This is a genomic window from Phenylobacterium sp. J367 (assembly GCF_024699985.1).
In the GTDB taxonomy this organism is placed as follows: domain Bacteria; phylum Pseudomonadota; class Alphaproteobacteria; order Caulobacterales; family Caulobacteraceae; genus Phenylobacterium.
Map to the genome: position 1 here is coordinate 682,577 of NZ_JAJONA010000001.1, position 20,635 is coordinate 703,211.

The window sequence follows — 20,635 nt, forward strand, 5'->3', positions numbered from 1 at the left end:
TTCCCGTGAGCGCCGACCATGATCGTCGTCCCTTCAACGTGCTCTTCCTGTGCACCGGAAACTCGTGCCGCTCCATCATCGCTGAGGCGATCATGAACCGGGAAGGTCAGGGCAAGTTCGTCGCCTTTTCGGCGGGCTCCCACCCGACGGGGCAGGTGAATCCGCATGCGCTCTCCCTGCTCAAGAAGTTCAACTACCCGGTCAGCACCTACCGTTCGAAGGCGTGGGATGAGTTCTCCCGCGAGACCAACCCTGACGCCCCGGAACTCGATTTCGTGTTCACGGTCTGCGACGACGCGGCCGGCGAGGTCTGCCCCTATTGGCCGGGCCAGCCGATGACGGCGCACTGGGGAATGCCGGACCCGGCGCGCGCCGAAGGCAGCGAAGCCGAAATCGGACTGGCCTTCGCCGACGCCTATCGCATGCTCAACAATCGCATCGGCATCTTCCTCAACCTGCCGATGGCGAAGCTCGACAGGATGTCCCTGCAAAGCCGCCTCAATGAGATCGGTCAGGCGAAGCCCGCGCCGGCGACCCCGGCGGAATGAGCCGACCCCAGTCCCGCGCGGCCAGTCTCGAGCCACCGCTTCATCCGTTCTCGACCTCGCGCCGGCTTGCCGCCGAGGCGCTCGGCACGGCGCTCCTGCTGGCGGTGGTGATCGGCTCCGGGATCATGGGCGAGCGCCTGGCGGGCGGGAACGACGCCATCGCCCTCTTGGGCAACACCGTCTCCACGGGCGCCGGTCTCGTGGTGCTGATCACCATCTTCGGTCCAATCTCCGGCGCGCATTTCAACCCCGCCGTCACCCTGGTGTTCGCCATTCGACGGGAGCTGGGCTGGGGCACCGACACCGCCTATGCGGCGGTGCAGGTCCTGGGCCGCGTCCTGGGCGTGTGGGCGGCGCACCTGATGTTCGCCGAGCCCGTGTGGCAGCTCTCCACGAAACTGCGCGATGGGCCCGCGCAGTGGTGGGCCGAGGCGATCGCCACGTTCGGCTTGATCGCCACCATCCTTGGCTCCGTGCGGTTCCGGCCGGAGGCGACGCCGCTGGCCGTCGGCCTCTACATCACCTCGGCCTACTGGTTCACGGCGTCGACCTCGTTCGCCAATCCCGCCGTGACCGTTGCGCGCGCGCTCAGTAACACTTTCGCGGGCATCGCACCCACGTCCGCGCCGGGCTTCATCATCTCTCAGCTCGCCGGCGCGCTGGCCGCCTGGGCTCTCTTCAGTTGGCTTCTCAAGGAGCGCACCGCGCCATGAGCGACGAGTTTCCGATCACCGTCTTCCACAACCCGGCTTGCGGCACCTCGCGCAACACCGTCGCCATGATCGAGGCGGCCGGCTACGCGCCGAACGTCGTCGAGTACCTGAAGGCCGGCTGGACGCGCGCGCAGCTCGAGGACCTGCTCGCCCGCATGGGTGCGCGGCCGCGCGATATCCTGCGCGAGAAGGGCACGCCGGCCGCGGAGCTCGGCCTGCTCGATCCAGCCGTCAGCGACGAGGCCCTGCTAGAGGCGATGGTCCAGCACCCGATCCTGGTGAACCGGCCGATCGTCGGGACGCCGAAGGGCGTGAAGCTGAGCCGCCCATCTGAAGTGGTGCTGGAGTTGCTTGAGCGTCAGCCGGAGACCTTCACCAAGGAGGACGGCGAGGTGGTCAGGCCAGCCAGCTCCTCGCCCTGTCGGCTTGGCTGAGAGCCGGCGGCAGGCGTGCTCGATGTGCCGTATTTCGCGGCTCCCGCGGTCGACTTTTGCGGACGCTTCCAGCGCCTTGGGCCGCCCGTCGGCATGTCTCACCATGCCGCGCCTGCCAGGTGGGGGGGCTCCTTGCAGCCTCACACACCGCGATCTTGATCTGCGTAGAGGGTGTGGATCAGCGGACAGCCGGGATCTTGCCCGGCATCGCAGGCCCGCACCGCGTCCGCAAGGACGCGCTCCATGCGTCGGAGGTCGGCGATCCGCGCCCGGACGTCTTTCAGATGGACGGCGGCCAAATCGCGCACCTCGGCGCAGGTGGCGTCTCCGCCGGACGCCAGGCCAAGCAGCGCCCGAACTTCATCAAGCGTGAAGCCGAGTTCGCGAGCGCGGCGTACGAATCCGAGCCGGTCGACGTCCGCCCCGCCATAGCTGCGGTAGCGGCCTCGCCGCGGTGGCGCAGGCATCAGGCCGATGCGCTCGTAGTAGCGAATCGTCTCGATGTTGCAGCCCGTGCGCCGGGACAGTTCGCCGATCTGAATCGCGGTATCCGCCATGATCTTCCGCGCCTCTAATTTCGAGCTTGAGTCTGTAGCCCCTACAGACGGTATCTAACGATCCTCAGCTCTCACGGGCAAGCGGCGGTCCTGCCCGCAGCATCGCTCTGACGGTTCCACCGAAGTCGCCGAGGCCATTGCGAATGCCGATCCAGAATCCCCTCGCGCGCCGCCGACAAGGCGGGCGTCATCGGCTCGATCGTCACCGCCATGGGGTGCGCAGCCTGCTTCCCGGCTCTAGCGAGCCTTGCCGCCGCGCTGGGTCTGGGCTTTCTGAGCCAATACGAAGGCGTCTTCATCCGGTACCTCCTGCCGCTGTTCGCGGTGATCGGTCTGATCGCCAACACGGTCGCCGGGCTTCGCCATCGGCGGTGGGGGCGAATGGCCTTGAGCGTCATCGGCCCGATCCTGGTTCTCGCAGCGGCTGTGCTCATGGCCACCCGCGGCTGGCCGACGGCGTGGCTTCTCTATCCCGGTCTGACCCTGATGGTGATCGTCGCGATCTGGGATCTGGCGGCGCCCGGCCCGCAACGCGCCCTCGCCACTCGGCCAAGAGGCTGTTCGCTAGCGTCATGGCGGGATTGATCGGAAGGAGACGACTCTTGTCGGAATCCAAAGACAGCCGCGGCGCCTTGGCGCTCGGAGGCCTGGCCGCCATCCTGGCCTCGACCTGTTGCCTGGGCCCGCTGGTCCTCGTCGGCCTCGGGTTCAGCGGCGCCTGGATCGGCAACCTCACTGTGCTGGAGCCGTACCGGCCGCTGTTTATCGGCGCGGCGCTGGTCGCCATGGTCTTCGCCTACCGCCGTATCTTCCGCCCCGCCCGCGCCTGCGCGCCTGGCGACGTCTGCGCCGTGCCTGAGGTCCGGACCACCTACAAGGTCGTCTTCTGGGCCGTCGCGGCGCTCATCCTTGTCGCGCTGGCGTTCCCCTACGTCCTGCCCCTGTTCTACTGAGAGGAAATCCCCGTGAAGAAGCTCGTCTCCCTGATCGCCCTGACGGCCGCGCTGAGCACGCCGGCCTGGGCCGCGACCAAGACGGTCACCCTTGCGGTGCCCGGCATGACCTGCGCGGCTTGCCCCATCACCGTCAAGACCGCGCTCGGCAAGGTCGCTGGCGTCGAGAAGACCGACGTCAGCTTCGAAAAGCGCGAGGCGGTCGTCACCTTTGATGACGCAAAGACCACGGTCGCTGCTCTGACCAAGGCGACGGCGGGCGCGGGCTACCCGTCCACCGTCAAGCGCTGAGGAGCCTGCGCCCGTGACCGCGATCGCCCTGCGTATTGACGGAATGACCTGCGACTCGTGCGCCGCGCACGTGCGGGAGGCGCTGGAGCGCGTCCCAGGCGTGCGCTCGGCTGCTGTGTCCTATCCGGACGCACGGGCGGAAATCTCGGCCGATGCGGGGGTGAACTCCGAGGCCCTGGCGGCCACGGTCGCGACGCTCGGCTATCGCGCCTCGATCGCCGACGCGCGCGCGCCGGCCACGGGTGGCCTCGACAAGGCGCCGGGCTTCCTCGGGGGAGGATATGCAACGCGGCGGGACCGGCGTCCCGCTGCACGTCGCCGTTATCGGCAGCGGCGGCGCGGCGATGGCGGCGGCGCTACGGGCCGTCGAGCAGGGGGCGCGGGTCACGCTGATCGAGCGCGGCGTCATCGGCGGGACCTGCGTCAACGTCGGCTGCGTGCCGTCGAAGATCATGATCCGCGCCGCGCACGTCGCTCACCTGCGCCGCGAAAGTCCGTTCGACGATGGGATCGAGGCGTTCTCACCCGCGATCCGGCGCGACCGGCTGCTTGCCCAGCAGCAGGCCCGCGTCGACGAGCTGCGGCATGCCAAGTACGAGAACATCCTGGCCGACACGCCCGCCATCACGGTGTTGCGCGGTGAGGGGCGCTTCCAGGACGACCATAGCCTCCTCGTCCGCGAGCGGGACGGCGCCGAGCATCACGTCGTCTTCGACCGCTGCCTGATCGCCACCGGCGCCAGCCCCGCCATACCGCCCATCCCCGGCTTGCAAGGCGCGCCGTACTGGACCTCGCAGGAAGCCCTTGAGAGCGAAACCATCCCGCCGCGCCTGGCGGTGATCGGCTCGTCGGTCGTCGCCGTCGAACTGGCCCAGGCCTTCGCCCGGCTCGGCAGCGAGGTCACCATCCTGGCGCGCAGCACCCTGTTCTTCCGCGAGGACCCGGCCATCGGCGAGGCGGTCACCGCCGCCTTCCGCGCCGAGGGCATCAAGGTGCTGGAGCACACCCAGGCGAGCAACGTCACCTACGCCGACGGCGAGTTCGCGCTCGCCACCGGCCAGGGCGAACTGCGCGTGGACAGGCTGCTCGTCGCGACGGGCCGCGCGCCCAATACCCAGGCCCTCGCGCTGGAGGCAGCCGGCGTCGCGGTCAACGCGCAGGGCGGCGTCGTCATCGACAAGGCCATGCGCACGAGCGTCCCGAACATCTATGCCGCCGGTGACTGCACGGACCAGCCGCAGTTCGTCTATGTCGCGGCGGCGGCCGGAACCCGGGCGGCGATCAACATGACCGGCGGCGAGGCCGTCCTCGACCTGGCGACGATGCCGGCGGTCGTGTTCAGCGACCCGCAGGTCGCCACGGTCGGGCTCAGCGAGGCGGACGCCCACCAGGCCGGCATCGAGACCGACAGCCGGCTCCTGACCCTGGATAACGTCCCGCGCGCGCTCGCCAACTTCGACACGCGCGGCTTCATCAAGCTGGTCGCAGAGGCCGGCAGCGGCCGGCTCATCGGCGTCCAGGCGGTGACCCCGGAGGCCGGCGAGATCATCCAGACGGCCGCGCTCGCCATCCGCGCGCGCATGACCGTCGGCGAGCTGGGCGACCAGCTGTTCCCCTATCTGACCATGGTGGAAGGCCTGAAGCTCGCGGCGCAGACCTTCTCCAAGGATGTGACGCAGCTCTCCTGCTGCGCCGGTTGAAGGTTCAACTGAGAACGCGGACAGGGCGCGCGCACGATGGTGACTCCCACCTCAGACGCTGAAGCCTCCGGATGGCCCGCCGTCGCGTTTCCAGGCGTCATGACCATTCCGGACTGGGGTGCGGTCACGACGCCGCAGGCCCAAGACGCCCTGACGGCCATCGTCGAGGCCTTCATCGGTCCGAAGTGGGACAAGCTGGATGAGATAGAGGGCCGAATCCACTGCATCGTCCTGAGCGGCTACGCCGCAGGCGGGCGGGCGCCGGCGACGGCGGACGTCGCCGCAGCGGCCGGGCTTACCCTCGATGGAGCCGCCAGCGTGCTGCGGCGTCTGAGCGGACGCGATCTGCTGATCCTCGACGCTGGCGGCCGGATCAGCGGCGCCTATCCGTTCACCGATGGTCCGACAGAGCATCATGTGGAGGCGAATGGGCTCACGCTGGGCGCCATGTGCGCCATCGATGCGCTCGGCATCGGCGCGATGCTGGAGCGCGATGTCGTCATCCACTCGGCCTGCCGTCACTGCGCGCGTCCGCTCACCATCCGCACGCGATGCTACGGTCGTGAGGTGGATCAGGTCGAGCCGTCGGGGATCGTGGTGTGGTCCGGCCATCGCTACGCCGCCGGCTGTGCGGCCTCGTCGCTCTGCACCGTGCAGGCCTTCTTCTGCGACGACGCTCACCTGGAGGCTTGGCGCGCGAACAGCCCGGCCGCCAGCAGGGAAGGCGTCCGCCTGAGCCTGGCCGAGGCGCTGGAGGTTGGCGTCGCGATTTTTGCGCCGATGCGGATGGAGCTATCGCCATGGATTCCTACGATCTGATCGTCATCGGCAGCGGCACGGCGGCCCAGGTCGCCGTGGCGAAGGTCCGCGCCGCCGGCTGGTCCGTTGCGGTGATCGATCACCGGCCGTTCGGCGGCACCTGCGCCTTGCGCGGCTGCGATCCCAAGAAGATGCTGGTGAGCGGCGAAGAAGCCATCGATGCGGCCCGGCGCATGGCCGGGCACGGCGTCGAAGGCGCCGTGGCGATCGACTGGCCGGCGCTAATGGCCTTCAAGCGGAGCTTCACCGACCCGATCCCGGCGAAGCAGGAACATCGCTATGCCGAGTTGGGGGGTCGACGCCTTCCACGGGCTCGCCCGCTTCGCCGGCCTGGAGACGATCGAGGTGGACGGCCGCGCCTTGCAGGCCCGCCACGTGCTGATCGCCACCGGCGCACGTCCGGTCCCGCTCGGCATCCCCGGCGAAGAGCTGGTCAGCACCAGCGACGCCTTTCTGGAGCTTGAGCGCCTCCCGCGCCGCATCGTGCTGATCGGTGGCGGCTATGTCGCGGCCGAGTTCTCACACCTGTCGGCGCGCGCTGGCGCGGAGGTCACCATCCTGCAGCGCGCGCCGCGGCTCCTGCCGAATTTCGATCACGAGCTGGTCGGATGGCTCATGCCGCGGTTCGAGGAACTCGGCATCACCGTTGAGACTGGCGCCACGGTCGCCCGCGTCGAGCGGGTGCAGGACGGCCTGATCGTCCATGCCAGCCGTCCGGGCGCGCCGGACCTCGCCGTCGCGGCCGACCTGGTGGTCCACGCGGCCGGCCGCGGGCCCGACCTCGACGCCTTGAACCTCGCCGCGGGCCAGGTCACCGTGCGCGACGGCCGTCTGCAGCTGAACGAGCACCTGCAAAGCGTCTCCAACCCGCGAGTCTACGCCGCCGGCGACGCGGCGGCCGTCGGCCCGCCCCTGACGCCGGTCTCCAGCCATGACGCCAAGGTCGTGGCCGCCAACCTGTTGGACGGCCCAACTCACAGGCCGGACTATCGCGGGGTCCCGAGTGTCGCCTTCACCGTGCCGTCCATCGCCGCCGTCGGGCTCTCCGAGGATGAGGCGAGCCGCCAAGGCCTGAAGTTCCGGGTCAACGCCGCTTCGACGCCCCAGTGGTTCACCGCCCGCCGTCTGGCCGAACGGGTCTACGGCCACAAGGTGCTGATCGAAGAGGGCACCGACCGAATTCTTGGCGCGCATCTCGTGGGCCCGCACGCCGAGGAGGTGATCAACCTGTTCGGGCTGGCGATCCGGCACGGACTCACAGCCGCCGACCTTCGGTCGACGATGTTCGCCTATCCGACCGGAGCCTCGGACGTAGGCTACATGCTCTGAAGCGACTGGGCTGGGCCACCTCCCCATCGTTTGAAGTTTTCCCACGGCCTACCGCAACCCCCCGGGGACGATTCGGAGAGCGGCCGGCGGGCGTGCTCGGTCCCGCCGCGTTCCGCGGCTCCTACGGGTCCGCCCCTCCGGGCGCCTTCGGCGCCGCCGGTCGCTCGACGGCGCGTCCCGCCGTGCAGCGCCGTTCGGCGCGCAGGCGCCTTGCAGCCTTCTTCTTTACGCCGCGCTAGCGCGGCCGTGGCTTGGGGCTCCGCCCCCGGCGCGCTTCGGAGCGGCTTCCGCCCAGCTTCGGGCTGGGCAGGACCGGCAGGTTCGCAGGACTTGCAGCCCTGCAGCCGGTTCCCCGCGAAGCCGCCCCTCCGCTTGCACCCCCGGTCTCGCCGACGGGCAAGGCTGCAGGCGCGCCTTGCGCCTGCCAGCCATGCCCCAAAGGAGCAGGACCATGACCCAGCAGACCAAAGTCATCCATCAGGACGGCGACATCATCGACGTGCCGCTCAACAAGCTGAAGAAGTCGCCGCGCAATGCGCGGCGGACCCCGCATGCGGATGCCGACATCGAGGCGCTGGCCGCCAGCATCGCGGTGAAGGGCGTCCTTCAGGCCCCGGTGGTGGAGCCCGAGACAGACGCGGACGGCGCGCCCACCGGCGCCTATCTGGTCACCATCGGCGAGGGCCGCCGCTTGGCCTTGCGCCTGTTGGGCCAGCGCAAGCGGATCAAGAAGACCGAGCCGGTGCGTTGCGTAGTGGACCTCAGCAACGACCCGCACGAGATCAGCCTGGACGAGAACGTCACCCGCGCGGGCATGCACCCGGCGGACCAGTTCGAGGCGTTCGCGCGGCTCGCGGAGGAGCGCGGCCTGTCGGCGGAGGAGATCGGCGCCCGGTTCGGGGTGTCGGCCCAGGTGGTGCGTCAGCGGCTTCGGCTGGGCGCCGTCAACCCCGACCTGATGGCGCTCTACCGGGCGGGTGAGTTGAACCTGGACCAGATGATGGCCTTCGCGGTCAGCGAGGACCATGCGAGGCAGGCGCAGGTCTTGGAGCAGTTGGGCGCGCACCGGCCTCCCTATCTGATCCGCCGCGCCATGACCGAGGCGAAGGTGTCCGCCACCGACCGGCGGGCGATCTTCGTCGGCGCCGAAGCCTATGGCGAGGCGGGCGGCGCCATCCTGCGCGACCTCTTCACTGAGGACGGCGGCGGCTGGTTGGAAGACCCAGCCCTGCTGGACCGGCTGGCCGCCGAGAAGCTGGCCATGATCGCCGAAGACGTGCGGCAGAAGGAAGGATGGAAGTGGGCAGAGGCCCATGTCGACTACCCCCGCGCGCTGGGGCTCGCCCGGGTCTATCCGCACCGCGTCGAGCGCCCGGAGGACGAGGCGGCCCGCACGGCGGCGCTTTCCGAGGAATACGACGCCCTGGTGAGCGAGTGGGACGCGGTCGAGGAACTGCCGCCTGAGATCGAGTCGCGCTTCGCCGAGATCAACGCGGCTCTTGAGGCCTTCAGCGATGGGACCGCGTTCGACCCCGATGAGATCGCTCGCGGGGGTGTGTTCGTGATCCTCGGCCAGGATGGCGTAGCCCGCATCGAGCGCGGCCTGATCCGGCCCGAAGACGTCCCGGTCCTCGAGCCGGAGCCCGAGAGCGAAGACGCTGGCGGGTCGGCTATCGTCGAGGACGGCGCGCCAGTCGAGGGGGACGGGACGGACGAGGCCGACGAGGATGCGGGCCCCCCTTTGTCGGAGCGGCTGGTCCTGGACCTCACCGCTCACCGTACCCTGGCGCTGCGCGACGCTCTGGGGGGCCAACCCCACCGTCGCCCTGTCGGCGGTGGTTCACAGCTTGGCGCTGTTCGCCTTCTACCCGCCCTACGACCGCGCCTCCTGTCTGGAGATCAAGGGTGTCACCGCCTATCTCGACGGGCACGCGCCGGGCATCGACGACACCCGCGCCGGGCGCAGCATCGCAGAACGCCATGAGCGCTGGGCGGTGCGCCTGCCCAAGTCGGCGGCGGACCTCTGGGCTTTTGTGCAGGGGCTCGCGGCCACGGACCTACTGGACCTCCTGGCGCACTGCGCCAGCCTGACGGTCAATGCCGTGCGCACGCCGTTCGACCGCAAACCTGCAGCGTGGGCGCATGCCGACCGACTGGCCGAGGCGGTGGGTCTCGACATGACGGGCTACTGGACGCCGACCGTGACGAGCTACTTGGGGCGGGTCACCAAGGCGAGGATCAGCGAGGCGGTGCGGGAGGCGGTGTCGGACGAGGCCGCCGAGCGGATCGGCGGCTTGAAGAAGCCCGATATGGCGTCGGAGGCCGAGGGGTTGCTCGTCGGGAAGGGGTGGCTACCTAGCCTGCTTCGCGCCCCTGTCTCCATGGAGCTTGCGGCTCACGCCGAGGCGCCGGTGCTGACCGAACAAGCCGCCTAGCGGCGGGCCGCCTGTTGCGGCCTGATCCCTGACTTTGGGGCCGTTCGCCGACGAGGCGGGCGGCCCTTCTTTCTGCGTGCTGTGATCCGTCGCGTCGGGAATGGTCCCGGTTGTCAGGTTCAAAGCCTCCCGTTTCGCACCGACCCATGCCGCCTCTCTGGCCTGATAGGGCCGAGGGGTTCAGGCCGTACCGGCCCCGCTGATCGCCGCAACGCCGGCTCTTCGACTTCTTTCCCCTGGCCCCTGCGGCGCCATTCCTCGCGCGACAAGCAAGTCGTCGCCGGCGTCCTCCGCTGCGCTTCGGGCCTGCGGCTGCGGCGCTCAGCGCCCCTCGTCCTGGAAATCGCCATCGAGGCCGCGATGGGCGCGGTCCGAGAAACCAGGAGACTTCACCATGGCGACCATCGGCACCTTCACCAAGGACGACGCCGGCAACTACAACGGCTCGATCAAAACCCTGACCCTCGACGTCAAGAAGGCCACCTTCCGCAAGGTCGAGAAGACCAACGACCAGGCCCCCGACTTCCGCATCTTCTCCGGCCAGACCGAGTTCGGCGCCGCCTGGATGAAGACCTCCAAGGAGGACCGGGCCTACCTCTCGGTCAAGCTGGACGACCCGAGCTTCCACGCTCCGATCTACGCCAGCCTGGTCGACGCCGATGAGGGCTACAGCCTGATCTGGTCGCGCAGCCGCCAGGCCGACTGACCTCCCGCAGAGCGCCCCGCCGACCCGGCGGGGCGCCGCTTCCCCAAATTCACATCGCAGGAGGCCGCCATGACGCGCGCATCCGAGACCTCGCGCCCGGACATCTACAGCCGGGTCACTAACGCCATCGTCGCCGACCTCGAAAACGGCGTGCGCCCCTGGACCAAGCCTTGGTCCGCCGAGCACCTGGCCGGGAAGATCAGTCGCCCGCTCCGCTCGACCGGTGAGCCCTACAGCGGGATCAATGTCATCCTGCTCTGGGCGGAGTCCGTCGCCCGCGGCTTCACGGCGCCCATTTGGATCACCTTCCGCCAGGCGCTGGCGCTCGGCGGGCACGTCCGCAAGGGCGAGCACGGCTCGACCGTGGTCTACGCCAACCGGATCAGCCGCACCGAGGCCGGCGACAATGGCCAGGACGTGGAGCGCCAGATCCCGTTCCTGAAGGTCTACACCGTCTTCAACGTCGACCAGGTCGAGGGCCTGCCCGCGCACTTCTACGCCGTCGCGGAGCCGAAGCTCGACGCCGCCCAACGCATCGAGCATGCCGACGCCTTCTTTGCGGCGACCGGCGCCGACGTCCGCCACGGCGGCAATCAGGCCTACTACGCCCTGCAGCCCGATCACGTGCAGATGCCACCCTTCGAATGCTTCGAGGACCCGGAGGCCTACTACGCGACCCTCGCCCACGAATGCACCCACTGGACGCGGCACCCGACCCGGCTCGACCGGGATTTCGGCCGCAAGCGCTGGGGCGACGACGGCTACGCTCGCGAAGAGCTGGTCGCCGAACTGGGCGCCGCCTTCCTCTGCGCCGATCTAGGGCTGGAGCTTGAGCCCCGGCCCGACCACGCCAGCTACATCGACAGCTGGCTGCAAGTGCTGAAGGACGACCGGCGGTTCATCTTCACGGCCGCCGCCCACGCCCAGCGGGCGGCCGACTTCCTGCATCAGCGGCAGAAGGCCGAGGCCGTCTAGCAAAAAGGGGGGGCGAGCGTGGTGCGCTCGCCCCTGGTGGCCTTCGCGGTCGCAAGTAAGCGTGATTGCTACCATTCGCGGCGAGCTGGCGTCCGCGACATACGGTCGAAGGCGTCGGACTCTGCCTCAGAGTCGAGATGAAAAAAGCGCGTCTGGTCCTCCAGCAGTAGAAGCGAGACCGCGAAGTCGTATTGCTCCGCGAAAATGGTCATTTCGCGCACAGGCTCGCGGAACCAGACCCCGGCGTCGTGGTCGATTCCGACCTTGCCATCGACGAGAAGGTCCTGGCGACCGACGATGGAGGTGGGCGGAACCTCGATGGGCGCCCCGGAGGTGCGAAAGAAGGCGCCGGTCTTTAGGGCCGAAGGGCTCGCTCGCGACCACAGAATATAGCCGTCGCGGGACACCACCAGCACCGCCCGACGGTCCGTGTAGCTCAGCCATCGCAGCGTCGCGGCGATCAAGGACACCTTGTATCGGTCGGCGCAGTCGGAGATCTGGTCGAGATCGACCTTCGAGGCGGCTGCGACCCGGCGCCTGAAATCATCCAGCGGCATAAGCAGGTTCGCGGCGAACGTATTGGCCTGCTGTTCGAGCTGCGCATAGTCGGAATCCCAACGCACCATGTCCTGCTCTCCGCACTTGATCCCATCGGGATGGGCGACGCGGTGAAGAAGGAAGTGGCCAAGTTCGTGTGCGAGCGTAAAGTTGATGCGCCCCTGCGAACTGATCCGGCTGTTGTAGAAAATCCCCCAGCCCAGCTTACCCTGTGGCGCCCGAAACAAGGCGCCGTCGAACCCCGGAAGATCGGCGCCGACGACGCGGGTAATGGCGTCGCCGGGATATTTCTGACGCGTATACTCCTGGGCCACTGCGGGGATATCGACCGGGAAGCGATCACTTCCGAATACAGTGTTGAGCACGTGGGTGATCTCGAAGGCCCAGCGCTCAGGAGTAAACGCTCCGCTCACTCGTCATCACCCCATAGGTCAACCATCCGACGGATCTTCTCCTTCGTGTCGTCAGGCATCTTCCGGTATTTTCGATAGAAGGCGGTGTCGGCCGCGTCTTCCACTTTCAGAGTCTCCGTCTGATCGATCAGATAATCGGCTGTCACACCCAAGACAGCAGCGATCTTGGCTATCTTCTCACCTGACGGCCTGGGCGGGTTCTTGTTCTCCAGTTCCCAGATGTAGCTCTTGCTAGACTCGGAAAGTTCCGCGAGCTTCTCAAGCGTATAACCTTTGGCTTTTCGCAAAGTGCGGATTTTCTCGCCTAGAGGGGTGGACACTAACGCTCCTCCTACTGAATCGTTGAAGTTCAGAGTAGGCGCACGTGACGGCCTTGACAACGCGCATGAGCGGTCGTAGCCATAAGTTCGGAGTAGGCGCACTTTTTATTTTTTAGAAGCGGAAGGGATCATAGATATGGCGGGACGCAAAGGGCCGGACACACATCATGTGGTGCCGAACCCCAACGGGGGATGGGATGTGAAGCGGGGCGGCGGCGAGCGCGCCAGTGGCCATTTCGACACCAAGCGCGAGGCGATCGACCAAGGCCGTGCGATCAGCCGAAATCAGGGCACGGAGTTCCGAATCCACAATCTCGACGGCCGGATCGCCCAGAGCGACAGCCACGGCCACGACCCAAACCCCCGAAGGACAAGGCCTAAGGGGCCGGTGTTTCGGCGCTTCCAGCAGCAAACTGATCAACGGTGACGGGCAAGGCCCGGAGATAAAGGCGGACGGTGATGCGGAACTTGGCGGCCCTGCAGGGCGACGGGATGGAGTTGCCCAAGGGCATCCAGCGGAGCCGTCCGTTACCGGACCCAGGCCTGGGAGCCCTGTGGGATCTCGATCATCCTCGCCGATAGCTTGAAGACGCAGTTGCTATCGCAGGCGGTGCTTAACTTCACCATTCGCGGCAAAGTCAGCCGTACCGTTCTGCCGCTCCACGGTGTCATTCTGCTGGTGGGCGAGCCGGGGACGGGGAAGACCTCGCTGGCCCGCGGCCTCGCTCACCGGACAGCGCTCGCCTTCCAAGGTGGCCGCTTCCGCTTGCTGGAGGTGGAGCCGCACACCCTGACCAGTTCGGCGATGGGCAAGACCCAGCGGGCGGTATCGGACCTCTTCTCCCAGGCTATTGCAGAAGCTGCCAGCCAGGGCCCGACCATCGTCTTGTTGGATGAAGTCGAGACCTTGGCCGCCGACCGCTCTAAGATGAGCTTGGACGCTAACCCCATCGACATCCACCGCGCGACCGATGCGGTGCTTGTTCAACTGGACGCGCTGGCGGATCGGTTCCCGGAGCTGCTGTTCGTCGCCACGAGCAACTTTCCTGACGCCGTCGATAGCGCCTTTACGTCGCGCTGCGATCTGGTTCTGCGCATCCCACTTCCCGACCGGGAGGCCTGTGGGCGCATTCTCAAAGACTGCTTGGCCGGGCTCGGTCAGACGTTTCCGAGCATTGGTCGGCTAGCATCGGCACCCGGCTTCGATCGCTGCGCGGCCGAATGTGTCGGGCTGGACGGCCGAGCCATCCGCAAGATGGTCGCCAACGCCCTGGCGAGCAGCCCGCAGACCGCCGTCAATCCGGATCAGGTCACGCTCGAGAACATCTTCGCCGCGGCCAAGTCCGCCAAGGCCAACCGTTCGCCGGAGGCGCGTTCGAAATGAGCACCGTCGCCAGCCGCACGTTCAAGAGCACGCCTGAGCGCGACGCCGCCGCAACCTGGCGCGCCATCGTGGACCTGTTGCTCCAGGGCAGGACGGATGCTGTGCGCGACGAACTGTTCGCCGTCGCCGGTGTGGCGGCGAGCATCATCGCCGACAAGGTGCCCGAGGGCGCGGCGATCGTCGTGACCTGCGATGGTCCGCGGACCCGAATTTATTGCGTCTACGATGAAGACGCCGTCGATGGGTCCGACGCCAACGAAGGGGCGCTCGGCTTCGATCCGCTGAAGGGCGACTGGCAGATTTCGTTGCCCTGCGAGGCCGAGGATCTGACCTGGGTTCAGGGCGCCTTGAAGAAACACAGCAGCCGGATCACCGCGCGAGATAAGGCCGCAGCCACATCGGCGGATTCGACGAAATCAGCGGTAGCCTCGTCGGGGCTGACCCTCGACCTGAAAGGGTTCCTGGGCCAATGACCACCGTCGCCGTCAACACCTACACGCACTCGGTCACCTACGTCGCCGACAACATCCTCAAGAGCATCAAGGACATCATCCGCTTGAGCGGCCTTGACCCGTCCAAGCTCGTTGAAGGCTGGGACGACTACATGCGGGCGTTGAAGGTGTGGCTCGACGGCCAATATCTGGAGCGCGCGGTGCTCGAGATCTTCAATCCCAAGACCGATGCGCTTGTGCTGCGCTGGGACATGGACATCGTTTACAACTGGAGCTCTGGCGACGGCGGCTTCTGGACCGATACCGATCAGCTCCGTTATCACATTCGCAAGGCAGGGCTCGCGCCCAGCGCGGCCGACTATCGCCTGCTGCTCAAGCACAAACCCGGCGCGCCGGACGTCTCTGGATGGAGCACCTCGCCCTATCGCTCCACCGCGGGCATGACCCGCCAAAGCCTCGGCTCCACAATCGAACACAGCGGTCTGGGCGCCAATACGGCCTACTGGAGGCAAACCTAGTGCTGACCGTCGAAGAAGCCTTCCGCAAGTTCAAGAGCCGTTTGGAGCTTAACGACCGGGAACAAAAGAACGCGTCTGACCGCCAGAACGAGGTGCGGGACTATTTGGTGAATAAGTTCACCATTGCCCGCAGCTTCTTGACCGGGTCCTACAAGCGCCACACCAAGACCAAGCCGCTGCGGGACATCGACATCTTTTTCGTGTTGGCCGAGTCGGAGCGGGACTATCGCTCTAATGCGCCCTCGGTCGTCATCGGCGCGTTTTATGACGCTTTGGTGGAGAAGTACGGCGCCAAGGCCGTCCGCAAGCAGGGCCGGTCGGTGAACGTGGATTTCGGCGTGGTGATCGATGCCGAGGACAACACCGACTATCGCGTCGTCAGCGTCGATGTGGTGCCCGCCTTTCCGCTCGGCGACGACTACGAGATTCCCGACACCGACACCGGAAAATGGATCAAGACCAATCCGGAAATTCATGCGCGCAAAGCCACCGAGGCGCACCAGGCTTTCTCCAGCGAATGGAAGGGGCTGGTTCGGATGGTCAAGTATTGGAACAACAACCCGCGCCACGGCGAAAAGCCGGTCAAGCCGTCGTTCCTGATCGAGGTCATGGCGCTGCAGTGCCTTTATGGTGGCTGGCAGGGTCGGTTCGATTACGAGATCCAGGGCTTCCTCTCGACCCCTGGCTGACCGGATCCTCGACGAATGGCCGGACCCTGCCGGTCTCGGCCCGCCCATCAGCGACGGCATGGATGCAGCGCGCAAGCAGCGCGCTCAAGCGCTATTGCGGGCGGCCAGCCGCGAGGCCAGCGTCGCCATCGACCATGTCCGTCAAGGTCGCAACGGCGAGGCGCTCAAGGCTTGGCGCGCCCTGTTCGGCCCGAAGTTCCCCCTGTCGTGACCGCCACCGATTCCCACCCGAGCGATCAGGACCAGCATCATGGCTGACGCTGTCATGGCCCGCTGGCATGGGGACAACTATCAGGCACGGGTGTTCTGGGAGAACGCCTTCAATCTCCTGTTGCCGAACTCCTCCGTCGTGGAAGTGACGTTCGAGGCCAACGGTCCCAAAGCCTTCGATGACGTGGTGGTGAAGTATGATCCGGCTGTCCCACGAGGTGGTCCCGAACGGGTCTCAGCGGAGTACCATCAGGTCAAATGGCACGTGGCCCTTGATGGCCGCTTCGGCTACGCCGATCTGATCGATCCGGAATTCATCGGTGCCAAGAGCGTCTCGCTGCTTGAACGGCTGAAGCAGGCCCGGGAGACGGCGCCCACCTCCGCCCGGTTCGCCTTCATGACCACCTATCGGGTGAAGGATGGCGATCCTCTGGGAACGTTGATCTCGGGGACTGACAGGTCGTTGCTTGTTGAGCGACTGTTTGACGGCACGACGGATCGGAGCCGGATGGGCAAGGTGCGCAAGCTTTGGCGAGAGCACCTGAAGCTGGCCAGCGACGAGGAGCTGAAGCGCGTCGTCACAGGCCTACGGATCCTGGACGGCCATCGCACGCTCGAAGACCTGAGATCTGAGATCAACGTCAAGGCCCGGGTGGTCGGCTTGCTGGCCTGTGAAACCGCGTCGGAGTTTCGATACGACGAACTCGCACGCGCCCTGAAGGTTCGACAGTTGAACGGCCTGACCCGGGAGACCTTCCTCAAGCTTTGCGAGGAGGAGGGCCTGATGGCCCCGGTGGCGGCGGCGGTCGATCCGTTTCTGCCTATCGCCATCCGCAGTTTCCTGGGACCGGCGGCGGACATTATCGGTGCCGCGCCCGACGATACGCTGCTGCTAGTGGACCAGTTCCGCGAGCGCTACCTGCGCGATGATCGCGACTGGCAGATCGATATCCGGCCCCGCGTTGAGGCCTTTCTCTTGGCGGCGGTCAAGCGCTCCGCCCAGTTGCGCCTGGTGCTCGATGCTCATGCTTCGATCGCTTTCCTCGCAGGCTCGGTCTTGGATTCGAAGAGCGGGGTCGAGGTCGAACTGGTTCAGAAGGGCCGCGTCGGAAGCCGCACCTGGCGTGCCAGCGGCAGTACTCCGTCAACAGGCGCCGCATTCACTGTCACGGAACAGGAGGTCGGGTCCGGCGCGGAAATCGCCCTTGCGATTAGCGTCTCGCAATCCACCGAAGCCCAAACCCTGGCCTATGTGAAAGCGCACCTGCCGGCCGTCGGTAGGGTGGTGCAGTTTACCCTTCCCGCTGGCCCTGGCGGGCAAACCGTTGCTGGCGGTACTCATGCCGCCGCGCTGGCCGAGCAGGTATCCAACGCCGTAAGGGCATTGAAGGTGAACACCCCTGACGCGATGGCCCACATCTTCGCCGCGTGTCCAAACGCACTGATGTTCTTTCTGGGTCAGCAGCACAGGGCGATAGCGCCGTGCATCGTCTACGAATTTGACTTCGACCGGCGGGGTTTCAAAACCTATCAGCCGTCTTTTGTTGTGGACTAGCCGCGGCGGACTAAGGGCCCCGAGCGACAGCCTAACTGCCGGATTCAGAATTGCCTCGAATGGTCCGCTCCTGCTGCCGCGGTTTGTGGTGTTCCATGGGTCTGGGCCCGGTTGGGGCGTCCCGCAGGGGCGGCGGGCGAGCGCGCGACGGGGGGCGTAGGCTTACGCCTCGCGCGCGCCGAGGGGAGGGGCCAGTCTGGGTTCGTCGCTGTCTAGGGCAGGATAGCCTTCGCGGCGGCGGATCACTACGTGGAGCGGCCCGGTGGCCAATCTCAGCATTCGGGTGGCCGACGACCTCCTTGCCCGGTTTGATGCCGCTGCAGGCAACCAGGGCGGCCGAGCCCCGACCTTGCGCCGCCTCATGGATCAGGTCGCGGCCACTGCGCCGGCGCCGGTGGGGCGTCTCCCGACGCGCCCTTCGAAGCTCACAGTTCGGCTGGCGGCAGAGGATAGTGCCGGCCTGGCGCGCGAGGCCGCGGCCATGGGACTGACGCCCAACGGCTGGGCTGCCGCACTCATCCGCCACCGCCTTCACGGGAGGCCAACCTTCCGGCCTCCGGATGGGGTCGCCCTCCTCGCCATCCAGGGCGAAGTCCGGAGGATTGGCGTGAACGTGAACCAGATCGCCCGCGCCCTGAACACCGCCGTCATGGAGGGCAAGGTTCTCGACCTGGAGGTCGCCTATCTCGCCGACCTGCAGGCAGAACTACGTGCGCACATGTCCACACTGCGCGAGGCGTTCGAGGGCAATCTCGCCTACTGGGCGGTCGAGCTATGACCGACTTTCAGATGGTGGGGGGCTTCGAGGATGTCTGGCGACCGCCTGTCCGGCAGCGCATCGTCCGCCCGCGCTCTGTCCTGAGACCTTCATCGGCTGTCGGGGCCGGGGCGCGGGTGCGCCTGGAGCGCGTGGTCGCCGGCGCGCCTGAGGTGATGGTCAAGGTCACGGGTCGCACCCGAGATGGCGCCCATCTTCGTGCGCACCTCGACTACATTTCGCGCAACGGCCGGCTCGAACTGGAAGGTCCTGACGGCGCCCTGATCGTCGACCGGCGCGACGTGGCGGACCTGGCGGACTCCTGGGCCGCTGCGACCTTGGGCGATAGGCCCCGTCGCAAGGACTCGCCCCTAAGCCATTCGGTCATCCTGTCGATGCCGGCCGGCACGAACGAGATCGCGGTGCGGGATGCGGCGCGATCCTTTGCGGCCGACATGTTCGCAGGTCGGCATGACTACGTGTTCACGCTCCACACTGACACGCCGCGTCCACACGTTCACTTGGCCATATGTTCACGTGGCCACATGGGTGAGCGCCTGAACCCGAAGAAGGCCGACCTCGAGCTTTGGCGCCAGACCTTCGCCCAAGCGCTTCGTGATCGTGGCGTTGAGGCTGAAGCGACGCCGCGGCGTGCACGGGGGGTGACGCGGAAGGCCGAACGGACACCGCTGCGGAAGATCCGCGACCGACATGAGGCGGGTGGTGGACCCATGGCGCGGGTGCGTCGCTCGGCATACCGCGAAGCAGCAGCGACGGCCTTTCAGGGGCGGACCGAGCGGACGCCGTGGGATCAACGGATCGTTGCGCGACAGCAGGCGGTGCGCACGCTCTACCTGACCCAGGCCCAGTTGCTCGGAAAGTCGAGCGATCCGGCGGATCGCGCTTTGGCGGCCAAGGTCGAGGCCTTCGTGCGGAGCATGCCCCATCCCGATACCCAGCGGTTGGCTTTGGCTCGGGAGCTACGCATGGCGAACACCAGGCTTGGCCGCAGCGACCCCGAGACGGGCAAAGAGCGAGGTCGGTGACCGCTCACCCAGCTTGAGCCCTGCGGGCTTCAGGCGATGGCGCGGGCGAGGTCGTCATGCTCGAAGGCGCTGGCCATGCGATCGATCTGGTTGGCGGTCAGGCCGTGCTGGCCAGCTACTTCGCGCCAAGTGGCGACCACGATCCCGACCTCCTTGGCGATGGCCAAGGCCTCCGACTTGCCGAGCCTGAAGTAGGCGGCCGCCCCAAGCACCGTGTCGAGTGAGGCATCTTGGTCAGTCTCGTCGAGCGCCAGAGCGTGGATGCGCGGCTTCACGTCCGTCGGCATGGGGTTGAGGTCGTAGGCTGGAGACAGGCGCCAACCACCGGGCTCGCGCAAGAAGCCGTGGTTGCGCAGGTGGTCGTCGGTGTTCGAGATCAGGATGTTGAACACCATCCGTCGCCAGAGCTGGGCCGCGTCACCCGGAGCGTCGGCGCCGTCCTGGCGCAGGACGTCGACCAGTTCCAGATAGCTTCGGACCTGGCCGTCGGCGGCGCCGAGCGCGGTCAGCGCCGAGCGGAATGGCCGGCGGCCGCCATCGGCCATACGGTCGAAGCGCGACATCATGAACACCGGCCGCTTGGCCACCTGGCGCAGTTGGAACGCAGGCACGGAGACGCCGGCCTGCTGGGCCAACGTCATGGCTACGGACTCCCACGTCGGTATCGGCCAGTCGTCCGTCTGGCTCGGAAATTTGGCGATCAGGAGCTCGCCCTGGGCGTCCCTCACGGACGCCTTCGGGCGGGCGCCACCGAGCGAACTGCCCGGAGCCAGGAGTAGGCGTAGGTCTTCGTCGGTTTCGCGATCATCGACGATCCGGCGCGCCGCCCCCAGTAACCGGGGCAAGGCGACGAGGGGGCGGGACAGGGTGGGCGCCAGCTGCCGCGAAGCCTTCGGCGCCGACATCGCGGAAGCGCAGGGCGCCGAGACGGGTCTGGTCCTCGACCAGCATAAGGAAGTCCGCCTCCAGCAGGGTGCGAGGCGCTCGGCCTTCCGCCTTGGCTTGGTGGCGTTCGCGGCGGCCCATCAGATTGCGGCCCCAGCGGTCCGGCGCGGGGTCGCTGAAGGCGTTGAAGAGGCCGCCGTCCCAGTGGGCGTCGCCTCGAACCAGGGGGAGGTTGGGTTCAAGCGGGAACGCGCCCGCCAAGCCTAGCCAAGCCGGATCGTAGGCGAAGGAGCAGGTCTGGCGAGCGCCTTTGGCCCTGGCCCATAGCCGGCCAACCGGACGGGTCGCGCCAGCCCAGTCGATATGGACTTCGATCTCCCGGTCCATG

Annotated in this window: 24 protein-coding genes and 2 pseudogenes; 21 read left to right on the forward strand and 5 right to left on the reverse strand. The window is 67.2% G+C overall.

Going from position 1 to position 20,635, the window contains the following annotated elements:
- Positions 1-5 precede the first annotated feature (5 nt).
- The 3 genes from LRS04_RS03800 to arsC are packed head-to-tail and all read left to right on the forward strand — an operon-like array spanning position 6 to position 1,695.
- Entirely contained in the window at positions 6-548 is a 543-nt protein-coding gene (locus LRS04_RS03800) for an arsenate reductase ArsC (protein WP_257815228.1), read from the forward strand.
- Positions 545-1,261: an MIP/aquaporin family protein gene (locus LRS04_RS03805; RefSeq protein WP_257815229.1), complete on the forward strand. Its 717-nt coding sequence runs from the start codon at positions 545-547 to the stop codon at positions 1,259-1,261. The genes LRS04_RS03800 and LRS04_RS03805 overlap by 4 nt, the downstream gene beginning before the upstream one ends.
- Positions 1,258-1,695: an arsenate reductase (glutaredoxin) gene (arsC, locus tag LRS04_RS03810; RefSeq protein WP_257815230.1), complete on the forward strand. Its 438-nt coding sequence runs from the start codon at positions 1,258-1,260 to the stop codon at positions 1,693-1,695. Before LRS04_RS03805 ends, arsC begins: the two co-directional genes overlap by 4 nt.
- Positions 1,696-1,835: 140 nt before the next feature.
- On the opposite strand, the gene LRS04_RS03815 is transcribed toward arsC, so the two are convergent.
- On the reverse strand, positions 1,836-2,252 hold the full coding sequence (locus tag LRS04_RS03815; protein ID WP_257815231.1) for a helix-turn-helix domain-containing protein: 417 nt from the start codon (positions 2,250-2,252) through the stop codon (positions 1,836-1,838).
- 156 nt (positions 2,253-2,408) lie between these two features.
- On the opposite strand from LRS04_RS03815, the gene merC reads away from it, so the two are divergent.
- From merC to LRS04_RS03865, 10 genes and pseudogenes are all read left to right on the forward strand, one after another.
- Positions 2,409-2,837 (forward strand): organomercurial transporter MerC, encoded by a 429-nt coding sequence (gene merC, locus LRS04_RS03820; RefSeq protein ID WP_257818940.1) that lies wholly within the window; start codon positions 2,409-2,411, stop codon positions 2,835-2,837.
- Entirely contained in the window at positions 2,825-3,205 is a 381-nt protein-coding gene (merT, locus tag LRS04_RS03825) for a mercuric ion transporter MerT (protein WP_374573023.1), read from the forward strand. Before merC ends, merT begins: the two co-directional genes overlap by 13 nt.
- Before the next feature lie 12 nt (positions 3,206-3,217).
- Positions 3,218-3,496 (forward strand): mercury resistance system periplasmic binding protein MerP, encoded by a 279-nt coding sequence (merP, locus tag LRS04_RS03830; protein WP_257815233.1) that lies wholly within the window; start codon positions 3,218-3,220, stop codon positions 3,494-3,496.
- A 43-nt stretch (positions 3,497-3,539) separates the two neighbouring features.
- Positions 3,540-5,196: pseudogene (merA, locus tag LRS04_RS03835) on the forward strand (mercury(II) reductase).
- 99 nt (positions 5,197-5,295) lie between these two features.
- On the forward strand, positions 5,296-6,015 hold the full coding sequence (locus LRS04_RS03840; RefSeq protein WP_257815234.1) for an alkylmercury lyase family protein: 720 nt from the start codon (positions 5,296-5,298) through the stop codon (positions 6,013-6,015).
- Entirely contained in the window at positions 5,997-6,479 is a 483-nt protein-coding gene (locus LRS04_RS03845; RefSeq protein WP_257815235.1) for an FAD-dependent oxidoreductase, read from the forward strand. The genes LRS04_RS03840 and LRS04_RS03845 overlap by 19 nt, the downstream gene beginning before the upstream one ends.
- Positions 6,361-7,344, forward strand: a complete 984-nt coding sequence (locus LRS04_RS03850; protein ID WP_257815236.1) for an NAD(P)/FAD-dependent oxidoreductase — start codon at positions 6,361-6,363, stop codon at positions 7,342-7,344. The genes LRS04_RS03845 and LRS04_RS03850 overlap by 119 nt, the downstream gene beginning before the upstream one ends.
- Positions 7,345-7,795: 451 nt before the next feature.
- The gene (locus LRS04_RS03855) at positions 7,796-9,328 is read left to right on the forward strand and encodes a ParB/RepB/Spo0J family partition protein (RefSeq protein WP_257815237.1); all 1,533 of its coding nucleotides are present in this window, start codon (positions 7,796-7,798) and stop codon (positions 9,326-9,328) included.
- A gap of 845 nt (positions 9,329-10,173) precedes the next feature.
- Positions 10,174-10,485, forward strand: coding sequence for a DUF736 domain-containing protein (locus LRS04_RS03860; RefSeq protein ID WP_257815238.1), 312 nt, complete (start codon positions 10,174-10,176; stop codon positions 10,483-10,485).
- Between the two features lie 69 nt (positions 10,486-10,554).
- Positions 10,555-11,460, forward strand: coding sequence for an ArdC family protein (locus LRS04_RS03865; RefSeq protein WP_257815239.1), 906 nt, complete (start codon positions 10,555-10,557; stop codon positions 11,458-11,460).
- A 68-nt stretch (positions 11,461-11,528) separates the two neighbouring features.
- On the opposite strand, the gene LRS04_RS03870 is transcribed toward LRS04_RS03865, so the two are convergent.
- Both LRS04_RS03870 and LRS04_RS03875 read right to left on the reverse strand, forming a co-directional pair.
- Positions 11,529-12,431: an ImmA/IrrE family metallo-endopeptidase gene (locus tag LRS04_RS03870; protein ID WP_257815240.1), complete on the reverse strand. Its 903-nt coding sequence runs from the start codon at positions 12,429-12,431 to the stop codon at positions 11,529-11,531.
- Positions 12,428-12,751 carry a helix-turn-helix domain-containing protein gene (locus LRS04_RS03875; protein WP_257815241.1) on the reverse strand — a complete coding sequence of 108 codons (324 nt, stop codon included), beginning with the start codon at positions 12,749-12,751 and terminating at the stop codon, positions 12,428-12,430. The genes LRS04_RS03870 and LRS04_RS03875 overlap by 4 nt, the downstream gene beginning before the upstream one ends.
- 136 nt (positions 12,752-12,887) lie before the next feature.
- Here LRS04_RS03875 and LRS04_RS03880 point away from each other — a divergent pair, with 136 nt between their 5' ends.
- From LRS04_RS03880 to LRS04_RS03920, 8 genes and pseudogenes are all read left to right on the forward strand, one after another.
- On the forward strand, positions 12,888-13,178 hold the full coding sequence (locus tag LRS04_RS03880; protein ID WP_257815242.1) for a DUF2188 domain-containing protein: 291 nt from the start codon (positions 12,888-12,890) through the stop codon (positions 13,176-13,178).
- A gap of 156 nt (positions 13,179-13,334) precedes the next feature.
- A complete protein-coding gene (locus tag LRS04_RS03885) occupies positions 13,335-14,135 on the forward strand; it encodes an AAA family ATPase (protein ID WP_257815243.1) in 801 nt (266 codons plus the stop codon).
- Positions 14,132-14,608: a hypothetical protein gene (locus tag LRS04_RS03890; protein ID WP_257815244.1), complete on the forward strand. Its 477-nt coding sequence runs from the start codon at positions 14,132-14,134 to the stop codon at positions 14,606-14,608. The genes LRS04_RS03885 and LRS04_RS03890 overlap by 4 nt, the downstream gene beginning before the upstream one ends.
- A complete protein-coding gene (locus LRS04_RS03895; protein ID WP_257815245.1) occupies positions 14,605-15,105 on the forward strand; it encodes an HORMA domain containing protein in 501 nt (166 codons plus the stop codon). The genes LRS04_RS03890 and LRS04_RS03895 overlap by 4 nt, the downstream gene beginning before the upstream one ends.
- Positions 15,105-16,005, forward strand: a pseudogene (locus LRS04_RS03900) (CBASS oligonucleotide cyclase). Before LRS04_RS03895 ends, LRS04_RS03900 begins: the two are co-directional and overlap by 1 nt.
- Positions 16,006-16,044: 39 nt before the next feature.
- On the forward strand, positions 16,045-17,559 hold the full coding sequence (locus LRS04_RS03910; RefSeq protein WP_257815248.1) for an SAVED domain-containing protein: 1,515 nt from the start codon (positions 16,045-16,047) through the stop codon (positions 17,557-17,559).
- Between the two features lie 262 nt (positions 17,560-17,821).
- Positions 17,822-18,337 (forward strand): MobC family plasmid mobilization relaxosome protein, encoded by a 516-nt coding sequence (locus LRS04_RS03915; RefSeq protein ID WP_257815249.1) that lies wholly within the window; start codon positions 17,822-17,824, stop codon positions 18,335-18,337.
- Positions 18,334-19,362: a relaxase/mobilization nuclease domain-containing protein gene (locus LRS04_RS03920; RefSeq protein WP_257815250.1), complete on the forward strand. Its 1,029-nt coding sequence runs from the start codon at positions 18,334-18,336 to the stop codon at positions 19,360-19,362. Before LRS04_RS03915 ends, LRS04_RS03920 begins: the two co-directional genes overlap by 4 nt.
- Before the next feature lie 29 nt (positions 19,363-19,391).
- On the opposite strand, the gene LRS04_RS03925 is transcribed toward LRS04_RS03920, so the two are convergent.
- Together LRS04_RS03925 and LRS04_RS03930 are read right to left on the reverse strand one after the other, a co-directional pair.
- Positions 19,392-20,267 carry a type II toxin-antitoxin system HipA family toxin gene (locus LRS04_RS03925; RefSeq protein WP_257815251.1) on the reverse strand — a complete coding sequence of 292 codons (876 nt, stop codon included), beginning with the start codon at positions 20,265-20,267 and terminating at the stop codon, positions 19,392-19,394.
- On the reverse strand, positions 20,167-20,634 hold the full coding sequence (locus LRS04_RS03930; protein ID WP_257815252.1) for a HipA N-terminal domain-containing protein: 468 nt from the start codon (positions 20,632-20,634) through the stop codon (positions 20,167-20,169). Before LRS04_RS03930 ends, LRS04_RS03925 begins: the two co-directional genes overlap by 101 nt.
- Between the last annotated feature and the right edge of the window lies 1 nt (position 20,635).